The following is a 17,334-nucleotide window of genomic DNA, read 5'->3' as shown; positions in this document are numbered from 1 at the left end:
GATCAGGTCACGGGACCGGCTTGTCGCCCTGGACCACCGGACCGTTGACCGATCCCCAGCCATTGGCGCCCATGCCGGTCCAGAAATAATGGATCGGACCGCCATAGCCCCAGCCCTGCGCCATCTGGCAGGCGACGAAGCTGTTGGGGCAGTACTCGCCATTGCAGTAGATGACGATCGGCTTGGCCGCGCCGCCGGTGGCGGCGGTCAGCGCCTCCTTGGTGAAGGCCTTGTCGGGGACCGACATGTTCACCGCGCCGGGAATGTGTCCCTTGGCGTAAAGCGCCGGGGTCCGGGTGTCGATGAACAGGTTGACCATCTCGGTCGATTTGCCGCCGGCCTTGAGGGCTGGCAGATTGGCCTGGAACAGCGCCTTCGCCTCGGCCGGAGAAATCGACTTGGCACCAGGGCATTCCTTGGCCGACATGCCCGGAAGGCAGCCGTCGCCACGGCAGACGTTGGCGCCCTGGTCGTCCGCCAGGGCGGTTCCCGCGGTCAAGGCCATGCTCATCGCCGCCGCCAGTGTCAGGGCGCGTTTGCTGTGCGTCGTATCACGGAAAACGATCATCCGTCTTTCCCCCTTCGTACCGTCCACTGCCTCGGCCGCGCCGCGCCTCGGGGACCACCCCGTCCTATACCGTGGCGCGCGTTGCTTCGTTGGCCGAAACTACCTGCAAGATAGCGTGTTTTGGCCGTATCCCGAAAGAAAACTTATCCGAAAGGAGGAGGGTGGGGGGAGGGCTCAATCCTTCGTGGCGGGTTGACCGGGATCGGTCAGCAGGGCCAGGAAGGGATTGGTGCGGGCCAGTGCCATCCATGGAGCCATCATGGATTGTGCGGCCTGGTTCCACCACGCCAGCGGCGAGACGTTGGGCGAGGATTGCGCCAGCATCAGCGGCAACTGGGCCATGCCGGCGACCAGCGGCAGAGCCGAGCGAAAATCGGGGGTGGCGTTAAGTTGGATGGTTACCGCTTCGCCGCGCCCGTCGGGAGTGGCGCGGTGGACGATTTCCACACTCATGGTGGGAAGGTCGGCGGTCAGCTTGGTCTCGTCCATGGCATCCTCCGCGTTTTGCGATCGCGAAAGGATGCCATGGCCCGAGCCGTCATGAAAGCGAAAGGGGTGTGACCCTTATTCCGCGTAAGTGTACTTGCCGTCCTTCCAGACGTAGACGACATAGGTCGGGCCGACCACGTCGCCCTTGGCGTCGAAACCGACGGTGCCGATGACCGTGTCGAACTTGGCACCGGACTTCAGCGTCGCCATGACCTTGACGGGATCGACGCTCTTGGCCTTTTCCGCCGCCAGCGCCCAGGATTGCAGCGCGGCATAGCTGTAAAGGGTGTAGGTCTCGGGCTCGTACTTGTGGTCGCGGAAGTACTTCACCAATTGGGCGTTCTGCGGCAGCAGGCGCGGATCGGGGCTGAAGGTGACCAAGGTGCCCTGGCCGGCCGGACCGGTGATGGCCCAGTATTCCTCGACCAGAAGGGCGTCACCGCCAACCAGGGTGGTGGCCACGCCCTGGTCGCGCATCTGGCGCACGATCAGGCCGCCCTCGGTCTTGTAACCGCCGAGGAACAGGTAATCGACCCTGGCCGCCTTGATCTTGGTGACCAGGGCGGAATAATCCTTCTCGCCGGCGGTGATGGCTTCGTAGAAGACTTCCTCGACGCCCTTGGCGTTCAGCGCCTTCTTGAACTCGTCGGCCAGACCTTTGCCGTAGGCGGATTTGTCGTGGATGATGGCGACCGTCTTACCCTTGAACTTGCTCAGGTAGTCGGCGGCGACACCGCCTTGCTGGTCGTCGCGGCCACAGACGCGGAACACGTTGTCCATGCCGCGTTCGGTGTATTTCGGGCTGGTGGAACCGGGTGAGATCTGCGGAATGCCGTTTTCCTGGTAGACCTCGGACGCCGGGATCGACGAGCCGGAACAGAAGTGGCCGATCACCACCGCGACCTTCTTGGCCGACAGGTCCTCGGCCACCGAACGGGCCTGTTTGGGGTCGCAGGCGTCGTCGCCGATGACCAGCTCGATCTTCTGGCCCAGCACGCCGCCCTTGGCGTTGATGTCCTCGACCGCCTTCATGGCGCCGCGCTTGAACTGTTCGCCGAACTGAGCCTCGGGGCCGGTCATCGGGCCGGCAAGGCCGACCGGGATTTCGGCGCGGGCGGCACCGGTCGCCAGGGCCAGTCCCAAGGTCACGCCGAAGGTTGCTTTCGCCAGGGTGCTCACCACTTTCATCCCGTTCTCCTTTACGGATAGCCAGCCTGTGGGGCGGGATGCCCCTTGTCCCGTCGCAAGAGTGTACCAGCGGGGGGGGGCGGGTCCACGCCTGTTTTTTGATCTTGCCTTTCGAATGGGCAGACTATTCCTCGGCCCCGCCCACCGGACGCCAGCCGAACAGCCCGGCCCGACGGTACAGCCACGGATATTGCGTCACCATGCGCCGCGCCTGGGTCATGCGATAGGTCCCCAAGGTCACCGCCGTCAGTTCGGCGGCGTCGGCCAGGAAACCGGGCAGCGACAAAAGCGGCGCCTCGAACAGGGCGAAGCACAGGAAACGGTCGGCCAGGGCCAGGCCGATGGCGTAGGGGAAGACCTGCCACATGGGGCGCCATGTGTTGGCCAGCGCCTGACCGGCCATGAACGCGCAGCCCCCCATGAAGATGACGGTGACGCCGATGAAGACGGGAAGGGATTCCATCATTGCTCGATCACCCCGCCTTCCAGGTAATGGGCCCGGATTTCCTTGTTCTCCAGCAACTCGGCGCCGCTTCCCGACAAGGTTACCCGGCCGTTGACCATGACATAGCCGCGATGGGCCAGTTTCAGCGCGTGATAGGCGTTTTGTTCCACCAGGAAGACGGTGACGCCCTGGTCGCGGTTGATCTGTTCGATCAACTGGAAGATATGGCGGACCACCAGGGGCGCCAGCCCCAGGCTGGGTTCGTCCAGCAACAGCACGCGCGGCCGGCTCATCAGGGCGCGGCCGATGGCCAGCATCTGCTGTTCGCCGCCGGAAAGCGTTCCGCCGCGCTGGGTCAAGCGTTCTTTGAGACGCGGGAACAGCGTCAGGACGCGGTCCAGGTCGTCGGCGAAATGGCGGGGATCGGCCACCACCGCGCCCATTTGCAGGTTTTCGAGCACGCTCATGCGGGCGAAGATACGCCGCCCCTCGGGGCTGTGGGCCAAGCCCAGACGGGCGATTTCGTGCATGGGGCGCTGGGTGATGTCCTGGCCGTCCAGCAACACGCGGCCGGCGCTGGCGCGCGGCTTGCCGCAGATGGTCATCAACAGCGTGGTCTTGCCGGCGCCGTTGGCGCCGATCAGGGTGACGATCTCACCTTGGCCCACATGGACGTCGACGCCGTGCAACGCCTGGATACGGCCATAGCCGGAATGCAGGTTCTCGACCGCCAGCATCAGGAATCCTCCTCGACGTCGCGGGCCACTTCGGGCGGCAAATCCTCGTTCTCCTCTTCGCCCAGATAGGCGCGGATCACCGCCGGGTCGCGACGGACCCGTTCGGGGGTGTCCTCGGCGATCTTGCGGCCGTAATCCAACACCACCACCCAATCCGAGATGCCCATGACCACGCTCATGTCGTGCTCGATCAGCAACAGGCCGATGCCGTGCTCGTCGCGGATGCCGGTCAGCAGGCCGTTGAGTTCGTGCGATTCGCGAGGGTTGAGCCCGGCCGCCGGTTCGTCCAGGCACAACAGCACCGGATCGGTGCACATGGCGCGGGCGATTTCCAGGCGACGTTGCGACCCGTAAGGCAGCGATCCCGCCTCGTCGTCGGCATGGTCCAGCAATCCCACCTTGTCCAGCCAATAGCGGGCACGTTCCAGCGCCTTTTTCTCGGCCTTGTGATAGCGGGCAAGCCCCAACAGGCCGGCCAGCGAGAACGCGCTGGCCTTCATCAGGTCCTGGTGCTGGGCGACGATCAGGTTCTCCAGCACGCTCATGCGGGCGAACAGGCGGATGTTCTGAAAGGTGCGCGCCACCCGCGCCCGGCTGGCGATCCGGTGGTCGTCGAGGCGTTCCAGCAGCACCGGGCCGTCGTCATGGTGGAGCGCCATGCGTCCCACCTGCGGCTTGTAGAAGCCGGTGATGCAGTTGAACAGCGTGGTCTTGCCGGCGCCGTTGGGGCCGATGACCGCGGTGATCTGTTTCCGGGCGGCGGAGAAGGACAGGTCGTTGACGGCGAACAGGCCGCCGAAGCGCATGGTGACGTGCTCGACCTCCAGCAGCGGCGGGCGGGTTGCGGTCATTTGCCGCCTCCCAGGCTGATGGTCGGGCTGCGGCTGGACAACAATCCCGATGGCCGCCACAGCATGATCAGCACCATGGCGCCGCCAAAGGCCAGCATGCGGTATTGCTGAAGCTCACGGAACCATTCCGGCAGGCCGACCAGCAACAGTGCCGCCAGCACCACCCCCACCTGGCTGCCCATGCCGCCCAGCACGACGATGGCCAGGATCACCGCCGATTCGATGAAGGTAAAGCTTTCCGGGCTGATGAAGCCCTGGCGGGTGGCGAAGAACGAACCGGCGAAGCCGGCGAACATGGCGCCGGTGGCGAAAGCCGACAGCTTGATGGTGGTGGGGTTCAGCCCCAGCGAGCGGCAGGCGATCTCGTCCTCGCGCAGCGCTTCCCAGGCGCGGCCGACCGGCAGCCGGCGGATGCGCAGCGTGAACAGGTTGGTCAACAGCGCCAGCATCAGGATGACGAAATACAGGAAGATGACGCGATGGTCGCCCGAGAACTTGAGGCCGAAGAATTCGGCGAAGGTCTGTCCCCCCTCGGGGGCGCGGGCCAGGAACGGCAGGCCGAACAGGGTGGGGCGGGGGATGCCGCTGATGCCGGCCGGACCGCCGGTGAGGTCCTGCCAGTTCTGAAGGATGACGCGGATGATTTCGCCGAAGCCCAAGGTGACGATGGCCAGATAGTCGCCGCGCAGCCGCAACACCGGAAAGCCCAGCGCCACGCCGAAACCGGCGGCGAACAGCCCGGCCAGTGGCAGGCACACCCAAAAAGACCACCCGAAGGTGGTCGAAAGCAGAGCGTAGGAATAGGCGCCGACGGCGTAGAAGGCGACGAAACCAAGATCCAGCAGGCCGGCCAGCCCGACCACGATGTTGAGCCCCCAGCCCAGCATGACGTAGATCAGCACCATGGTCGCCTTGTCCACCAGGCTGCGGTCGGAAAACGGCAGGAACGGCAGCACGGTGGCAAAGCCGATCATGGCCCAACTGGCCCAGTGCCGGGTATTGCCCATGCGGGCACTCAGCCGTTCCCCCAGGCGCAGGTCGGGCAAGCCGCCGGTCATGCGCAGCAGGTTGAGCGCCAGACGTCCGGCGAAGACCACCAGCGCCGCCCACAACACCCAATCCAGGCGAAACCCCACGCTTAGGGCCAGGGCCGAATCGACCAGCCGGAATCCCAGCATGGGCAGCGCCAGGGCGGCGGCCACCAGACCACCGACGAAAGCGTCGGTCAGGGCGCCGCGCCAAGTGATGGAACGTGTCGCCGCCATCTCAGATCTTCTCCACTTCCGGCCGGCCCAGCAATCCGGTGGGGCGGAACAAAAGCACCAGCACGAGGATGGAGAAGGCCGCGACGTCCTTGTATTCGATGGAGAAGTAGCCGGACCACAAGGCCTCGATCAGGCCGATCAGCAAGCCCCCCAGCATGGCGCCGGGCAAGCTGCCGATGCCGCCCAGAACGGCGGCGGTGAAGGCTTTGATGCCAGCCAGGAAGCCGATGTAGAAATCGATGACGCCGTAATAGAGCGTCACCATCAATCCCGCCACCGCCGCCAGCGCCGCGCCGATGACGAAGGTGGTCGACACCACCCGGTCGACGTTCACTCCAAGCAGCGCAGCCATCTTCATGTCCTGTTCGGTGGCGCGCTGGGCGCGGCCCAGCGGCGTGCGGGTGATGACCCAGGTGAACGCCGCCATCAGAGCCACCGTCAACAACACGATGGCGATCTGAAGGTAGGACAGGCTGACGGTGAAATGCTCGGATTGCATCAAGGTGACGCCGCCCTTGATCACCGGCGGCAGCGGCTTGACTCGCGCGCCCTGGCTGATCTGGGTGAAATTCTGCAACACGATGGACATGCCGATGGCGGAAATCAGGGGCGCCAACTTGGGAGCGCCACGCAACGGCCGATAGGCGATGCGCTCGACCGCCCATCCCCACAACGCGGTGAAGACCATGGTCACCGCCAACGCCACCAACAGGCCGATGGCCACCGAACCGCCGCCGATGGTGGTGGTGATCAGATACGCAATCAGGGATATGAATGCCCCCAGCATGTAGATTTCGCCATGGGCGAAATTGATCATGCCAATAATTCCGTAAACCATCGTATAGCCAATGGCGATCAAGCCGTAGATCGCGCCAAGGGTGATCCCGTTGATCAATTGCTGGAGGAAGTACTCCATTCGTCCATCCCTGCTGTGCCCGTTTGTTTGGGGGCGGGCTGGAAAAAGCTACTCGACAAGGCGGACATGTCAACAAAACATCGCCTAAATGTGTGCGAAAGACGATGTCTGGGGTGGGGTTGTCTGCTAAAGTGATCGTATCGGGTGTAAACGCAACGGGGCGCTTCAAGGCGCGGGGATAATGTCGGCGGAAACGAACTGCGACACTTCTGCCTGCGACGACGTGATCCGAATTCGGATCGACGCCGCCATGGCGGTGCAGGACTTCAATGATCTTCTTGCCGCCCAGGCGGCCGAGGGAGAGACGTGCGCGCCCGCCAATCCCGCCAACCGCGCGGTGTTCCGCGAATTGGCGCCGTTCCGTCTGGTGGAATATTCCTATGTCGATGACGCCGTTGGCACCATCGACGGGGCCTATCTTGGCTTTCCCGACGGTTCCATCTATGCCGTCGCCGACGAGGTGCCGGAAGCCGAGGTGGATTCCCTGGTGGCGTCCGACGTCGCCGACATGGCTCCAGTCTATTTGTACCTGTTGTTGGCCGAACCTCGCCCGTCCATGACCATCGGCCGTTTCCTCGACGCGCTTGCGCAACATCTGGGGAAACCTGTGGTCGGTGTCTATCGGGACGCCCATGGCGGCATGGGGGCGCATGTGCATGGCGTCGACCTGGCCAATGGCGACGCCACGCGACGCGCACGCCTGGATGGCGCGGTGGTGGCAAGTGTGCTTGAGGCCAACCGCCATCTGTCACGCCAGCGGGTGTTGGATCGCTATGCCGCCCGTTCGGAAAGCCCCGATGGCCGCGCCTGGGCTCAGTTGAGCTACAATTACGCGCCGCATGTGATCGAGTTCGCTTCGGCCGCCGACCGTAACGATTTCGTCGATTGGACCCACACCTTGTGCGAATGGATCTATGCCCGTTGGTGCAGTTGGGAAGAACTGGGGTTCTCGGAAATTCTGCGTCCGGCCGAGGTGGCGCCGGCCCCCAAGGGGGAAATCCAGGCGGTCAAGCTGTTGCCGCCGGCCAAGTCGCAGGGGGGGCGGCCGTGGCGGGCCTTTGGCGGCACCAGCGCCGCCACCGCCAAGCATTTCGTGGAATCCGAGGCGGCTGCCGACGAGCAGGCCATGTCCAGTTCTCTGGCGATGGCGCGGGAATACTGGACCTATTGTATCCAGACCATTGACAGTGCCGAGTTCATGGCACGCAAGACCGCGGAAGCCCAGGCCCGCCGTCAGATCAAGGTCTGATTCCCGTCTGCGGCCCGATTGGCGTCAGGCCATTGGCGTCAGGCCAGGGCCGCATCCACGGCGGTCAGCAAGGTGTCCACCTCGAACGGCTTTTCCAGCACGGCGACGGCGCCCAGACGGCGGGCCGTCTCGAGCCCCTGGGCCTTTTCCATGCGGGCGCTGCCGCCGGAAATGGCGATGATGCGGGCGTGGGGCTGCATGCTCTGGATTTCCATGATGGCTTGAATGCCATCCATCTCGGGCATGATGATGTCGGTGATGATGGCGTCGAATTCGGCGCCGTCGGCGATCATTTCGACCGCGTTCAGGCCGTTGTCGGCGGTGGTCACCTCGTGCCCGCTGGCGGTCAGCACGTCCACCAGGGAATCGCGCATCAGGGGGGTGTCTTCGACGATCAAGATCCGACTCATGGGGGCCTCTGTTGCGGTCCTGGTCCTAGCGGTGATACCCCTAAAGCTCGGGGCGGGCAAGATGGCTTGCGTCTATCTCTGTTTCGACCAGGGGCAAGACGATGCGGAATTCGCTGCCCTGGCCGGGGGTCGAAGTGACACCGATGGCGCCGCCCATGCCCTTGATGATGCCTTGCACCACCGAAAGTCCCAGACCCGTTCCCTGGCCAACCGGCTTGGTGGTGAAGAACGGGTCGAAAATCTTGGCGGCCACTTCCGGCAGCATGCCGCAGCCGGTGTCGCGGATGCGGATGTCTACAAACGTGAGGGTGTGGTCCAAATTGGCGAAGGGGGATCTTTTCCCACCGTTCCGGCCACCGGGTGTGGAACCCGAGGTCAGTGCGCAGCCAGCCACCAAGTTGAGCGACAGGGTCAGGGTGCCTTCGCCATCCATGGCGTCGCGGGCGTTGTTCGCGAGGTTGAGCAGGACCTGAGTGATCTGGCCGCCGTCGCCCACCACCATGGCCCGTTCCGGGCCGATCTGGTTCGAAACCTTGACCGAAGGCGGCAGGATCGACGCCACCAAGCCCGAGAATTGCTGGAACACCGCGACGATGTCCAGGTGCGACAGGACCTTTTGTTCCTTGCGGCAATAGGCCAGAACGTTGCGCACGATGTCGCGGCCGTGTTTGGCCGCCTCGATGATGCGACCACAGCGTTCGGTGTTCTTGGCGTCAAGTTCGGCGGTGCGGGTGACCATTTCCGCCGCCATCAGGATCGGTCCCAGCATGTTGTTGAGTTCATGGGCGACGCCGCCGGCCAGCCGGCCCAAGGCTTCGAGTTTCTGGCCTTCGGTCAGCGCCATTTCCATTTGCCGGCGTTCCTCGGCGGCTTGGATGCGTTCGGTGACGTCATCGATGCTGACCAGCAGCGACGGCGCCTGATCGGTCGAGGCGGCCGAGAACGAGGTGCCGCTGACCCGCCAATGGCGCAAACTGCCGTCAGGCAACATCTGGTCATGTTCGAACTGGAACGACTGGCCCGGCGATTGGGGGTGGCCGGCGTCGGGCAGGTGCTCGCTGTCCAGGAAAAAACGGATGTTGAAACCGGCCAGCGACACGCCTTCGCTGCCGACGATGCGGGAAAAGGCGGGGTTGACCTGACGGATGGTTCCATCCGCGGCGACCACCGCGACCCCTTGCAACGAGGCGTCGAACGCCATGCGGAAGCGTTCCTCGCTTTCGCGGACAGCCAGTTCGGCCCGCAGCCGTTCCTCGACCTCGTCGGTGACGTCGAGGATCAGCCCATCCCACACAATGGACTCGCCGCGCCGTCGTGGTCGCGACTGGCCCGACAGCCAGTGGGTGCGGGCGTCGGCGCCGACCACCCGGACGTCCTCGTCCACCGGTTCCAAGGTGTCGGCCGACACCAGGAGGTCATGCAGCAGCCGCTCGCGGTCGGCATCCAGCATGGCGTCGAACAGGATCGACGAATCGAACACGATGTCGGCCGCCTCGCAGCCCAGGATTTCCTCGATGCCCTCGGAAACATAGGGGTAGGCGAAGGTTCCGTCGGGATCGAGGACGCGCTGGAACACCACGCCCGGCAGGTTCGAGGCGATCGAGCGCAGCCGCCGCTCGGTTTCCTCGAGCATCAGTTCGGTGGCCTTGCGCCGGGTGATGTCGCGGCCGATGACGATCAGCGACAGGCGGCCGTCGGAGCGCACTTCGGAAACCGTCATCTCGAACGGAAACGTGGTGCCATCCTTGCGCCGAACCATGGTTTCCTGGGTGCCGCGCGGGAAGCATTGAACCACGTCGCTTTGGGCGCATTCCGCCAGATGGGTGGTGCTGGAGCCGCAGGGCGTGGCCAGAAGGTGGCTGAGGCACAACCCCAGCATTTCGTCCAGTCGCCACCCGAACAGCCGTTCGGCGGCGGAATTGGCCCAGTCGATGCCGTTTCTGGCGTCCAGCGTCAGGATCACGTCTTCGGCGTGGTCCATGACCGTCTGGAACTGGTGTTCGGCCCGCATCCACGGGCTGATGTCGATCCAGGCGCCGTCCCAGACGATGGTGCCGTCTTCCAGCCGCAGCGGCGAGGACGAGCCGCGAAGCCAGCGGGTTTCTCCGGCGGCGGTGACGGCGCGAAAGGCTTCCTGGCATCGGCTCATGGCGAAGCCGGAGCGCAGCACGGCGGCGACGTGGGCGTCGCGGTCGGCCCAGTGGATGGCGTTCAGCGCGCCCTTGCTGGTTACCGTCATCTCGCTGGCGTCGTAGCCGAAGATGTCGCGGACGTTGGGCGATATCCAGGGATAACGGATCACGCCGTCCGGCGAAAGTTCGCGGCGAAACAGCACGCATGACAGATCCGCCATGACCTCGGCCAGACGTTCGGAAAAAAGCGGGCTGGCTTCGGAGGCGGCGGACGAGGAAAACGGCATGCGGACCGGAACTCGCGCGATGGAGGAATGGTAAGGGGCCGAAGATAGTGTAGCATGCCGACGGCAAAGGGATAGAGCGGACGGATCGGTCATGGCCGGGCATGGCGCCCATATCATCGTCATCGGCAACGAAAAGGGTGGCTCGGGCAAGACTACGGTCGCCATGCATCTGGCGGTGGGGTTGTTGCGCATGGGCTTCAAGGTCGGATGCCTGGACCTGGATCATCGCCAGCAATCCTTGGGGCGCTATGTCACCAACCGTCAAGCCTGGGTGGACCGAACCAAGGTGGGGTTGCCCATGCCGCGCTTCGGGGTGGTGATGCCGTCTGCGGCGGAATTGAAGGCTCAGGCGGTGGCCGAGGAACGGGCCGCCTTCGATTCGCAACTGGCCGAGTTCATGGATAGCTGTGATTTCGTGGTGGTCGACTGTCCCGGCTCCGACGTGGCGTTGGCGCGTCACGCCCACACCGTGGCCGACACCTTGGTCACCCCCATCAACGACAGCCTGCTCGACCTTGACCTGTTGGGGCAGTTGGACCCGGTGACCTGGGAACTGAAACAGGCCGGGGTCTATTCCAAGCTGGTGTGGGAACTGCGCCAGGAACGCCGCCGGACTCACAAGGCGGGGATCGACTGGCTGGTGACCCGTTCGCGTCTTTCGGCCCTGGCCGACCGCAACAAGAAGAAGATGGCCGAGGTTCTGCCCAAGATGCAGAAGGTGTTGGGGTTCCGTCTGGCCGAGGGATTCGGCGAGCGTGTGATCTACCGCTATCTGTTCCTGTGGGGCTTGACCGTGCTTGATCTGCGCCAGTCGGGGATCGACCTGGAACTGACCAAATCGCACGAGGCGGCGCGGGCCGAGGTCACCTCGTTGCTGGCCAATCTGTGGCTGCCACGGGTCAACGACCGGCTGGACCGTTTGTAGGTCCTCATGCCGCCGGTTGCTCGGCCGCGAGTTTGGCGACGCGGTCGTGGAAAGTTTGGGCGGCGGCTTGGTCCAGGGCGAAATGCAAGTGGGCGTGGCCGTCTTCCACCGCCACCACCTCGGCCGGCAAGTCGCCGCCCAGGCCGGGGACGGACAGGGTCAGGCGCTGACCGGTGGTGATCGTATCGGCGCCGTTCAGGGCGATTGTGGCCCCACCTTCCGAACAATCCTCGACATGAATGTCGATGGCGCCGCTTTCCAGCGTCAGCACCGCCGGCATGTCCAGCCGGTAGCGGGGAAGGGCACGGCGGTCCACCTCGCGGGTGGCGGTACGGACGGTACGGACCAGGGTGTGACGCAAGTGTTCGATGGCTTCCGCCATCTCCTCGGATACGGATCTGACCTGACCGGCGCGTTGGCCCGACGCCGCGGCTTCGTCGGAGACGCTGGTGATGCGAAGCGAAACCTCTTGGGCGGCGTCCGAGGTTTGGGTGACGTTGCGGGCGATTTCAAGGGTTGCCGCGCCTTGCTGCTCGATGGCGGCGGCGATGCCCTGGGAAATGCCGTCAACGTCGCGGATGGCGGCGACGATGCTTGAGACCGCCTGAACCGCCTCGGTCGTGGTGGTCTGGATGGCAACGATCTGGGTGCCGATGTCCTCGGTCGCGCGGGTGGTCTGGGTGGCCAGACTTTTGACTTCGCCGGCAACCACGGCGAAGCCCTTGCCGGCGTCGCCGGCGCGGGCCGCCTCGATGGTGGCGTTCAGCGCCAACAGGTTGGTCTGGTTGGCGATGTCGCCGATCATCTGGGCCATTTCGCCGATATGGGCGACGGCGTCGGCCAGGCGGGAGATGGTGTTCTGGGCGGTTTCCGCCGAATTGACGGCGCGGCGGGTGATGGTGCCGGCCGATTCCACCTGGTTGCCGATCTCGGCGATGGAAGAGGACAGTTCTTCCGACGCCGAAGCGACGTTTTGGACGTTGGCCAGGGCTTGGGCGGCGGCGGCGGCGACGCTTTGCGAGCTGACGCTGACCATCTGGGCGGAATGGGCCATCTCGCCGGCGTTGTTCCGCATGGCGCCGGTGTGGTCGGCCACCCGGTCCACCGCCGCGCGGGTTTCATGTTCGACCGTGTCGGCCATGGCGCGCAACGCCGCCAGTTTCTCGGCTTCGGCGCGCGCGCGTTCCTGTTCCTGGGCGGCGCGGATCAGTTCGGCTTGCTGGGCGTTGATCTTGAAGACCTGGACGGCGTGGGCCATGGTCCCCACTTCGTCGGCGCGGTCGCGCGACGGCACCTCGACTTCCAGTTCGCCTTCAGCCAACCGCTCCATCACCTTGGCCATGCGCGCTAAGGGAGTGTAGATGCCGTGGGCGATGGCCGCGCCCAGCACGGCCAGCGCCAAGGTTCCCAGGCCCAGCGCCACGGCAAGGCCGCGACGGGCGATGGCGTCGATCCGTGTCTTTTCGTTTTCGGCGGCGCGGGCGGTGTCGGTGGCCTGGATGGTCAAGGTCTCGACCAGGGGCTCCATCCGGCTGTACAGCCCGGACAGGTCCGAGATCAGGTCGCTCAGCCTCAGGGTCGCTTGGACTAGAGCGGCGAAATCCTGGTGGTAGACAGCCATCTTGGCGGTGATGTCGTCGCGGATGGCGAGCGGCAGGGACGAAGAGGCCAGGGCGGTGGCGAATTCGGCCGCTCGTTTGTTCATTTCAGCCTGATATTTGGGATCGCGGCGGGCCAGGAAGTCTTTTTCGTGCCGGCGCATCTGGAGCATCAGTACGGCCAGCGATAATTCGTTGTGGGCTTTCAGCGCTTCTTCCACTTGGTGGACCGAGCCGCGCAGGCTTCCCATCAAGCCGTCGTTTTCGCTGAAGCCGATGCGGCGCTGTTCCGTTACCGTGGTCGCGAAAGTGGCAGCGTAGGATTCCAGCAAGGGCCGAATGGCGGTGACGCTGTCGGGGGCGGCGGCGGCGATGGCGTCCAGGCGGGAGCGCGCGTCATCCAGGCTGTGGCCGTGGTTGGCCACTTCCTTGTCGGTGCGCCGTGCCAGGAAGTCCTTTTCCCGGCGGCGGGCATCCAGCAAGGCAAAGGCGAGGGCGCCGGATTCATCCTTGAGGCGGGTGGCGGCACCAGCCTGATCCGCCAGATCGGCCTGGAGCGAGGAACTGAAGAATACTCCTGCCGCGACCACGGCGAAAATGAGGATGGCCGTGGTGACGATGGCGCCGATTTGAAATTTCAGTGGAAAACGCGCCAAAATCCTCTGCATCGGTCCCCCCTCCCAAGGCGGCTGCGAGAATCGCTCTTTGGAAGGGGAGCTTATAGTTTGAAGGTATAATGCTATAATTACAGTAATGTTACATATTTATCACATGCGCGCATATTGCTGTGTTGGTTATGGTATGTTTATTTTAGAATAACTCGTCTTCGTCCGCTGCGGGGGCGATGGGTGACGGTGCTCTGCCGTGCAGGGCGTCCACCAGGCGGCGGCGCCAGTCCGCCAGATTGACGTTGCTGGCCATGGAGTCGATCCAGGCATTCAGCATGTGCTCGGTTTCCGGCACATGGGCGGTGTCGCGGGTGGCGCTCACCAATTCGGCGTGCTGGTTGCGCAAGGTGTGCAGCACCGACGCCACCTGTTCCAGGCCCTGGCGCGAGCGGTCGGCCGACTGAAGTTTCTGCACCACCTGAAAGGTTTCCGCTTGCAGGTCGCCGGCGGCGCTTTCCCCAGCGAACTGGCCGATACGGGTCAGGACCGAGGTCGCGCCATCGGTGGAATGTTCGAATTCCTGCCCTGTCGCCACGGCCTCGGCCGCCAGGAATTCGAAGGCGCGTTGCTGCAACTCGGAAAACGCCTGCCAACGGGCCAGCAATTCCAACAGGCGGGTACAGGTGCTGTCGTTCATCTATTCATGTCCTCGTCACGTCGGCGTGGCACAGCCTAAGGATTTCCTCGGCGATGCGCGAGAGGGGAAGTTCGCGTTCCACCGCCCCCAACTCGCGCGCCGATTTCGGCATGCCGTAAACCACACAACTTGTTTCGTCCTGGCCAATGGTGGCGGCGCCAGCCCGGCGCATGGCCAGCAATCCGTCAGCGCCATCGCGGCCCATGCCGGTCAGGATGACGCCAACCGCCTTTGATCCGCAGGCCTCGGCCACCGAACGGAACAGCACGTCGACACTGGGCTTGTGCCCGGTGACCAGCGGGCCATCGTGCAGGTGGATCACCAGGGCGGCGCCGGAGCGGCGAACCTCCATGTGTTGATCGCCCGGCGCGATGTAGACGTGGCCGGCCACGACGCGGTCGCCGTCGGCGGCTTCCTTGACCCGCACCGCCGCCATGCCGTTCAGCCGCTCGGCAAAACTGGCCGAGAATTTCGGGGGGATATGCTGGGTGCAGACCACGGGCGGCGAGTCGGGCGGCAGCGCCAGGACGATGTCGCGCAAGGCTTCGACCCCGCCGGTGCTTGAGCCGATGGCCACCAGACGGTCGGTGGACTTGTAGATGGTGGTCACCGACAGGCGCGGCGCCGTCGCGACCGGACGGCGGTCGCTGAGCGCCCGCACGCGGGCATGGGCGGCGGCGCGCACCTTGTCGATCAGTTCGCGGCCATGGGCCTGAAGTCCGCCGGTCGCGGAATCGGTGGGTTTGCAAAATACGTCGACCGCGCCCAGTTCCATGGCCTTCATGGTGACTTCGGCGCCCTTTTCGGTCAGCGAAGACACCATCACCACCGGCATGGGGCGAAGCGTCATCAGCTTTTCCAGGAACGCCAGCCCATCCATGCGTGGCATTTCCACATCCAGCGTCAGGACGTCGGGGTTGAGCGCCTTGATCTTCTCGCGGGCGACGATGGGGTCGGGGGCGGTGCCCACCACCTCGACGGCCGGATCGGACGACAGGATGGCGTTCAGCATTTGCCGCATCAGGGCGGAATCGTCGATGATAAGGACGCGGACGCGCGGCGTGGTCATGGCGCGTCCCCTCAGGTGAACAATTCGACGTCGCCCTCGACCTCGACGGTCTGGAGGCGGGTGCGATACGAGATTTCGCGGTTGACCACCGCGCGTTCCACGTCCTTCTTGAGGAACAGCCGGATCACCTTGCCCAGGCGTGGGAAGAAGTGGATACGCCGGGGGTGGGGGCCTCCCAAATCCTCGGCGGCGATGCGGTAGCCTTCCTCGCGCAGATAACGGCGGACGAAATTGGCGTTGCGGTCGCCGACCGAGGCCGTGGCGGTGCCCACGCCGGGCAAGACGTTGCCGGCGCCGAACACCTTGATTTCCATGGAATCGCGCCGCCCGCCACGGCGCAGAACGTCATTGATCAACTCTTCCATGGCGAAGTTGCCGAAGCGCATGGCCTTGTCCACCGGCACATCGGACCCCGAATCGGGCAACATGAAATGGTTCATGCCGCCGATCTTGAGCCGGGTGTCCCAGACGCAGGCGGCGACGCAGGAACCAAGGACGGTGACGATCATCTCCTGTCCGGCGGTCGAGACATAATGCTCGCCCGGCAGCACCTTGATCGCCATGATCTTGAAAGTGGGATCAAACCAGCGTCGGCGTTCCGCCTCGTCGGCTTGGGCCCCCCAGACCCCGTTCCCGTTCATTTGATCCGCCTGTAAACGGTCTTGTCCGCCACCTCGAACCGGTCGGTGACACCGATCAAGGACTCGGCATGGCCAAGATACAGCATTCCACCAATGTTCAGATAGTCCGCGTAACGGTTGAACAGTTTCCTCTGCGTCGGCTTGTCGAAATAAATGGCGACGTTGCGGCAAAAGATGACGTCGAACAGGCCTTTCATCGGCCAGTCGTCGTGCAGGTTCAATCGCCGGAAACGAATAAGTGTGCGTAATTCCTCGGCCATCTGAATCTTGTCGTGGTCTCCGGGGACACGACGGACAAAGCGTTTGCGATAGCTCTCAGGAATATGTTTGAGCGCTTCGGCCGGATAGAGGCCGGCTTCGGCCCGACGCAGGACATTGGTGTCGATGTCGGTGGCGAGAATCAGCGCGTCCCAGCCGTCGTTTGGTTTCAGGACGTCGGCCATGGTCATGGCGATGGAATAGGGTTCCTCGCCCGAGGAACAGCCCGCCGACCAGATGCGGACACGCGGCCGGCGGGGCCTTTCGGCGACGCGCGATGCCAAGATGTGGTCATGCAGGAAATGAAAATGATGCGGTTCGCGGAAGAAGTTGGTGATGTTGGTGGTGATGGCGTTGACCAGATTCTCGATCTCGGCGTTTGCCCCCGGTCCCTGCAACAACTCCACGTATTCCGCGAAAGACCGCAGGTGAAGGGCCCGCAGGCGTTTCACCAGTCTGCCGCAAACCATCTGGCGCTTGTGATCGGAAAGTACAATTCCGGTCTCGCGCGACATGAAGCCGGCAAGAAAACGGAATTCGTCGTCGCCCAGCTCGAATTCCCGGCGATGGCCGTTCTCAGCCACTGCGTCGGCCCGTTGCTGCACGCATTCACCCCCCAATAATGGGGCACCCCCCAATAATTGGGCACCCCTCAATAATGGGCCCCGCCGACGATGCCGGCAGGGCCCAACCATTCTTAGCAGAAATTATTAAGATTTCAAAACTCGGCCCAATCCTCTCCCGACGTCCCGTTGGTTGCGGCGGTTGCCGAAGGTGCTGGGGTCGCGGCTTGGGTTTGTTTGGAATGCAGCTTGGCCAGATGGCTGCGCTGTGCCGGTGCCGCCTTGGCCGCCGGTTTCACCGCCGCCGGCTTGGTCGAAGCGGTTGGCTTCGCCGCGTCGGCCTTGGCGGTCGGCTTGCGCGTCTCCGTCTTGGTGGAGGCCACGGCACGGGATTGCTCGCCCACCTGGAAGAAGCCCATCAAGGTGTTCAGTTCGCGC

At 64.3% G+C, this 17,334-nt stretch carries 18 protein-coding genes; 2 read left to right on the top strand and 16 right to left on the bottom strand.

Features of this window, described 5'->3' with window-relative positions; translation table 11 throughout:
- Nucleotides 1-7: 7 nt before the first annotated feature.
- The 8 genes from G4223_RS08280 to G4223_RS08245 all read right to left on the bottom strand — a co-directional run bounded on the left by G4223_RS08280 (nucleotide 8) and on the right by G4223_RS08245 (nucleotide 6,459).
- Nucleotides 8-568: a rhodanese-like domain-containing protein gene (locus G4223_RS08280; protein WP_163677708.1), complete on the bottom strand. Its 561-nt coding sequence runs from the start codon at nucleotides 566-568 to the stop codon at nucleotides 8-10.
- Nucleotides 569-742: 174 nt separating this feature from the next.
- On the bottom strand, nucleotides 743-1,057 hold the full coding sequence (locus G4223_RS08275) for a hypothetical protein (RefSeq protein ID WP_163677705.1): 315 nt from the start codon (nucleotides 1,055-1,057) through the stop codon (nucleotides 743-745).
- Between the two features lie 75 nt (nucleotides 1,058-1,132).
- Entirely contained in the window at nucleotides 1,133-2,245 is a 1,113-nt protein-coding gene (locus tag G4223_RS08270) for a branched-chain amino acid ABC transporter substrate-binding protein (RefSeq protein ID WP_163677702.1), read from the bottom strand.
- Nucleotides 2,246-2,369: 124 nt separating this feature from the next.
- The gene (locus tag G4223_RS08265) at nucleotides 2,370-2,711 is read right to left on the bottom strand and encodes a DUF6867 family protein (protein ID WP_163677699.1); all 342 of its coding nucleotides are present in this window, start codon (nucleotides 2,709-2,711) and stop codon (nucleotides 2,370-2,372) included.
- Complete coding sequence (locus tag G4223_RS08260) at nucleotides 2,708-3,427, bottom strand: ABC transporter ATP-binding protein (protein ID WP_163677697.1); 720 nt, start codon at nucleotides 3,425-3,427, stop codon at nucleotides 2,708-2,710. Before G4223_RS08260 ends, G4223_RS08265 begins: the two co-directional genes overlap by 4 nt.
- Nucleotides 3,427-4,278 carry an ABC transporter ATP-binding protein gene (locus G4223_RS08255; protein WP_163677693.1) on the bottom strand — a complete coding sequence of 284 codons (852 nt, stop codon included), beginning with the start codon at nucleotides 4,276-4,278 and terminating at the stop codon, nucleotides 3,427-3,429. The genes G4223_RS08260 and G4223_RS08255 overlap by 1 nt, the downstream gene beginning before the upstream one ends.
- A complete protein-coding gene (livM, locus tag G4223_RS08250) occupies nucleotides 4,275-5,543 on the bottom strand; it encodes a high-affinity branched-chain amino acid ABC transporter permease LivM (RefSeq protein ID WP_163677690.1) in 1,269 nt (422 codons plus the stop codon). Before livM ends, G4223_RS08255 begins: the two co-directional genes overlap by 4 nt.
- A gap of 1 nt (nucleotide 5,544) precedes the next feature.
- On the bottom strand, nucleotides 5,545-6,459 hold the full coding sequence (locus G4223_RS08245) for an ABC transporter permease subunit (RefSeq protein ID WP_163677686.1): 915 nt from the start codon (nucleotides 6,457-6,459) through the stop codon (nucleotides 5,545-5,547).
- Nucleotides 6,460-6,640: 181 nt separating this feature from the next.
- Here G4223_RS08245 and G4223_RS08240 point away from each other — a divergent pair, with 181 nt between their 5' ends.
- Nucleotides 6,641-7,708: a hypothetical protein gene (locus G4223_RS08240; RefSeq protein WP_163677683.1), complete on the top strand. Its 1,068-nt coding sequence runs from the start codon at nucleotides 6,641-6,643 to the stop codon at nucleotides 7,706-7,708.
- Nucleotides 7,709-7,746: 38 nt separating this feature from the next.
- On the opposite strand, the gene G4223_RS08235 is transcribed toward G4223_RS08240, so the two are convergent.
- Nucleotides 7,747-8,118 carry a response regulator transcription factor gene (locus G4223_RS08235; RefSeq protein WP_163677680.1) on the bottom strand — a complete coding sequence of 124 codons (372 nt, stop codon included), beginning with the start codon at nucleotides 8,116-8,118 and terminating at the stop codon, nucleotides 7,747-7,749.
- Between the two features lie 40 nt (nucleotides 8,119-8,158).
- Nucleotides 8,159-10,537 (bottom strand): PAS domain S-box protein, encoded by a 2,379-nt coding sequence (locus G4223_RS08230; RefSeq protein WP_163677677.1) that lies wholly within the window; start codon nucleotides 10,535-10,537, stop codon nucleotides 8,159-8,161.
- A 91-nt stretch (nucleotides 10,538-10,628) separates the two neighbouring features.
- On the opposite strand from G4223_RS08230, the gene G4223_RS08225 reads away from it, so the two are divergent.
- Nucleotides 10,629-11,462 (top strand): division plane positioning ATPase MipZ, encoded by an 834-nt coding sequence (locus G4223_RS08225; RefSeq protein ID WP_163677674.1) that lies wholly within the window; start codon nucleotides 10,629-10,631, stop codon nucleotides 11,460-11,462.
- Nucleotides 11,463-11,466: 4 nt separating this feature from the next.
- Here the strand turns inward: G4223_RS08225 and G4223_RS08220 are convergent, their stop codons facing one another.
- The 6 genes from G4223_RS08220 to G4223_RS08195 all read right to left on the bottom strand — a co-directional run.
- On the bottom strand, nucleotides 11,467-13,728 hold the full coding sequence (locus G4223_RS08220; RefSeq protein ID WP_163677671.1) for a methyl-accepting chemotaxis protein: 2,262 nt from the start codon (nucleotides 13,726-13,728) through the stop codon (nucleotides 11,467-11,469).
- A 142-nt stretch (nucleotides 13,729-13,870) separates the two neighbouring features.
- Nucleotides 13,871-14,365, bottom strand: coding sequence for a hypothetical protein (locus G4223_RS08215; RefSeq protein ID WP_163677668.1), 495 nt, complete (start codon nucleotides 14,363-14,365; stop codon nucleotides 13,871-13,873).
- Nucleotides 14,366-14,369: 4 nt separating this feature from the next.
- The gene (locus G4223_RS08210) at nucleotides 14,370-15,434 is read right to left on the bottom strand and encodes a protein-glutamate methylesterase/protein-glutamine glutaminase (RefSeq protein WP_163677666.1); all 1,065 of its coding nucleotides are present in this window, start codon (nucleotides 15,432-15,434) and stop codon (nucleotides 14,370-14,372) included.
- A gap of 11 nt (nucleotides 15,435-15,445) precedes the next feature.
- Entirely contained in the window at nucleotides 15,446-16,075 is a 630-nt protein-coding gene (cheD, locus tag G4223_RS08205) for a chemoreceptor glutamine deamidase CheD (RefSeq protein ID WP_163677663.1), read from the bottom strand.
- Nucleotides 16,072-17,028 carry a CheR family methyltransferase gene (locus G4223_RS08200; protein ID WP_163677660.1) on the bottom strand — a complete coding sequence of 319 codons (957 nt, stop codon included), beginning with the start codon at nucleotides 17,026-17,028 and terminating at the stop codon, nucleotides 16,072-16,074. Before G4223_RS08200 ends, cheD begins: the two co-directional genes overlap by 4 nt.
- A gap of 23 nt (nucleotides 17,029-17,051) precedes the next feature.
- The coding region (locus G4223_RS08195) for a hypothetical protein (RefSeq protein ID WP_420844440.1) at nucleotides 17,052-17,334 on the bottom strand (283 nt) is incomplete at its 5' end.

Origin of the sequence: Magnetospirillum aberrantis SpK, from assembly GCF_011022235.1 — a bacterium.
GTDB lineage: Bacteria > Pseudomonadota > Alphaproteobacteria > Rhodospirillales > Magnetospirillaceae > Magnetospirillum > Magnetospirillum aberrantis.
The sequence above is the reverse complement of the archived record's forward strand: the minus strand, read 5'-3'. Positions and strand labels throughout refer to the sequence as shown.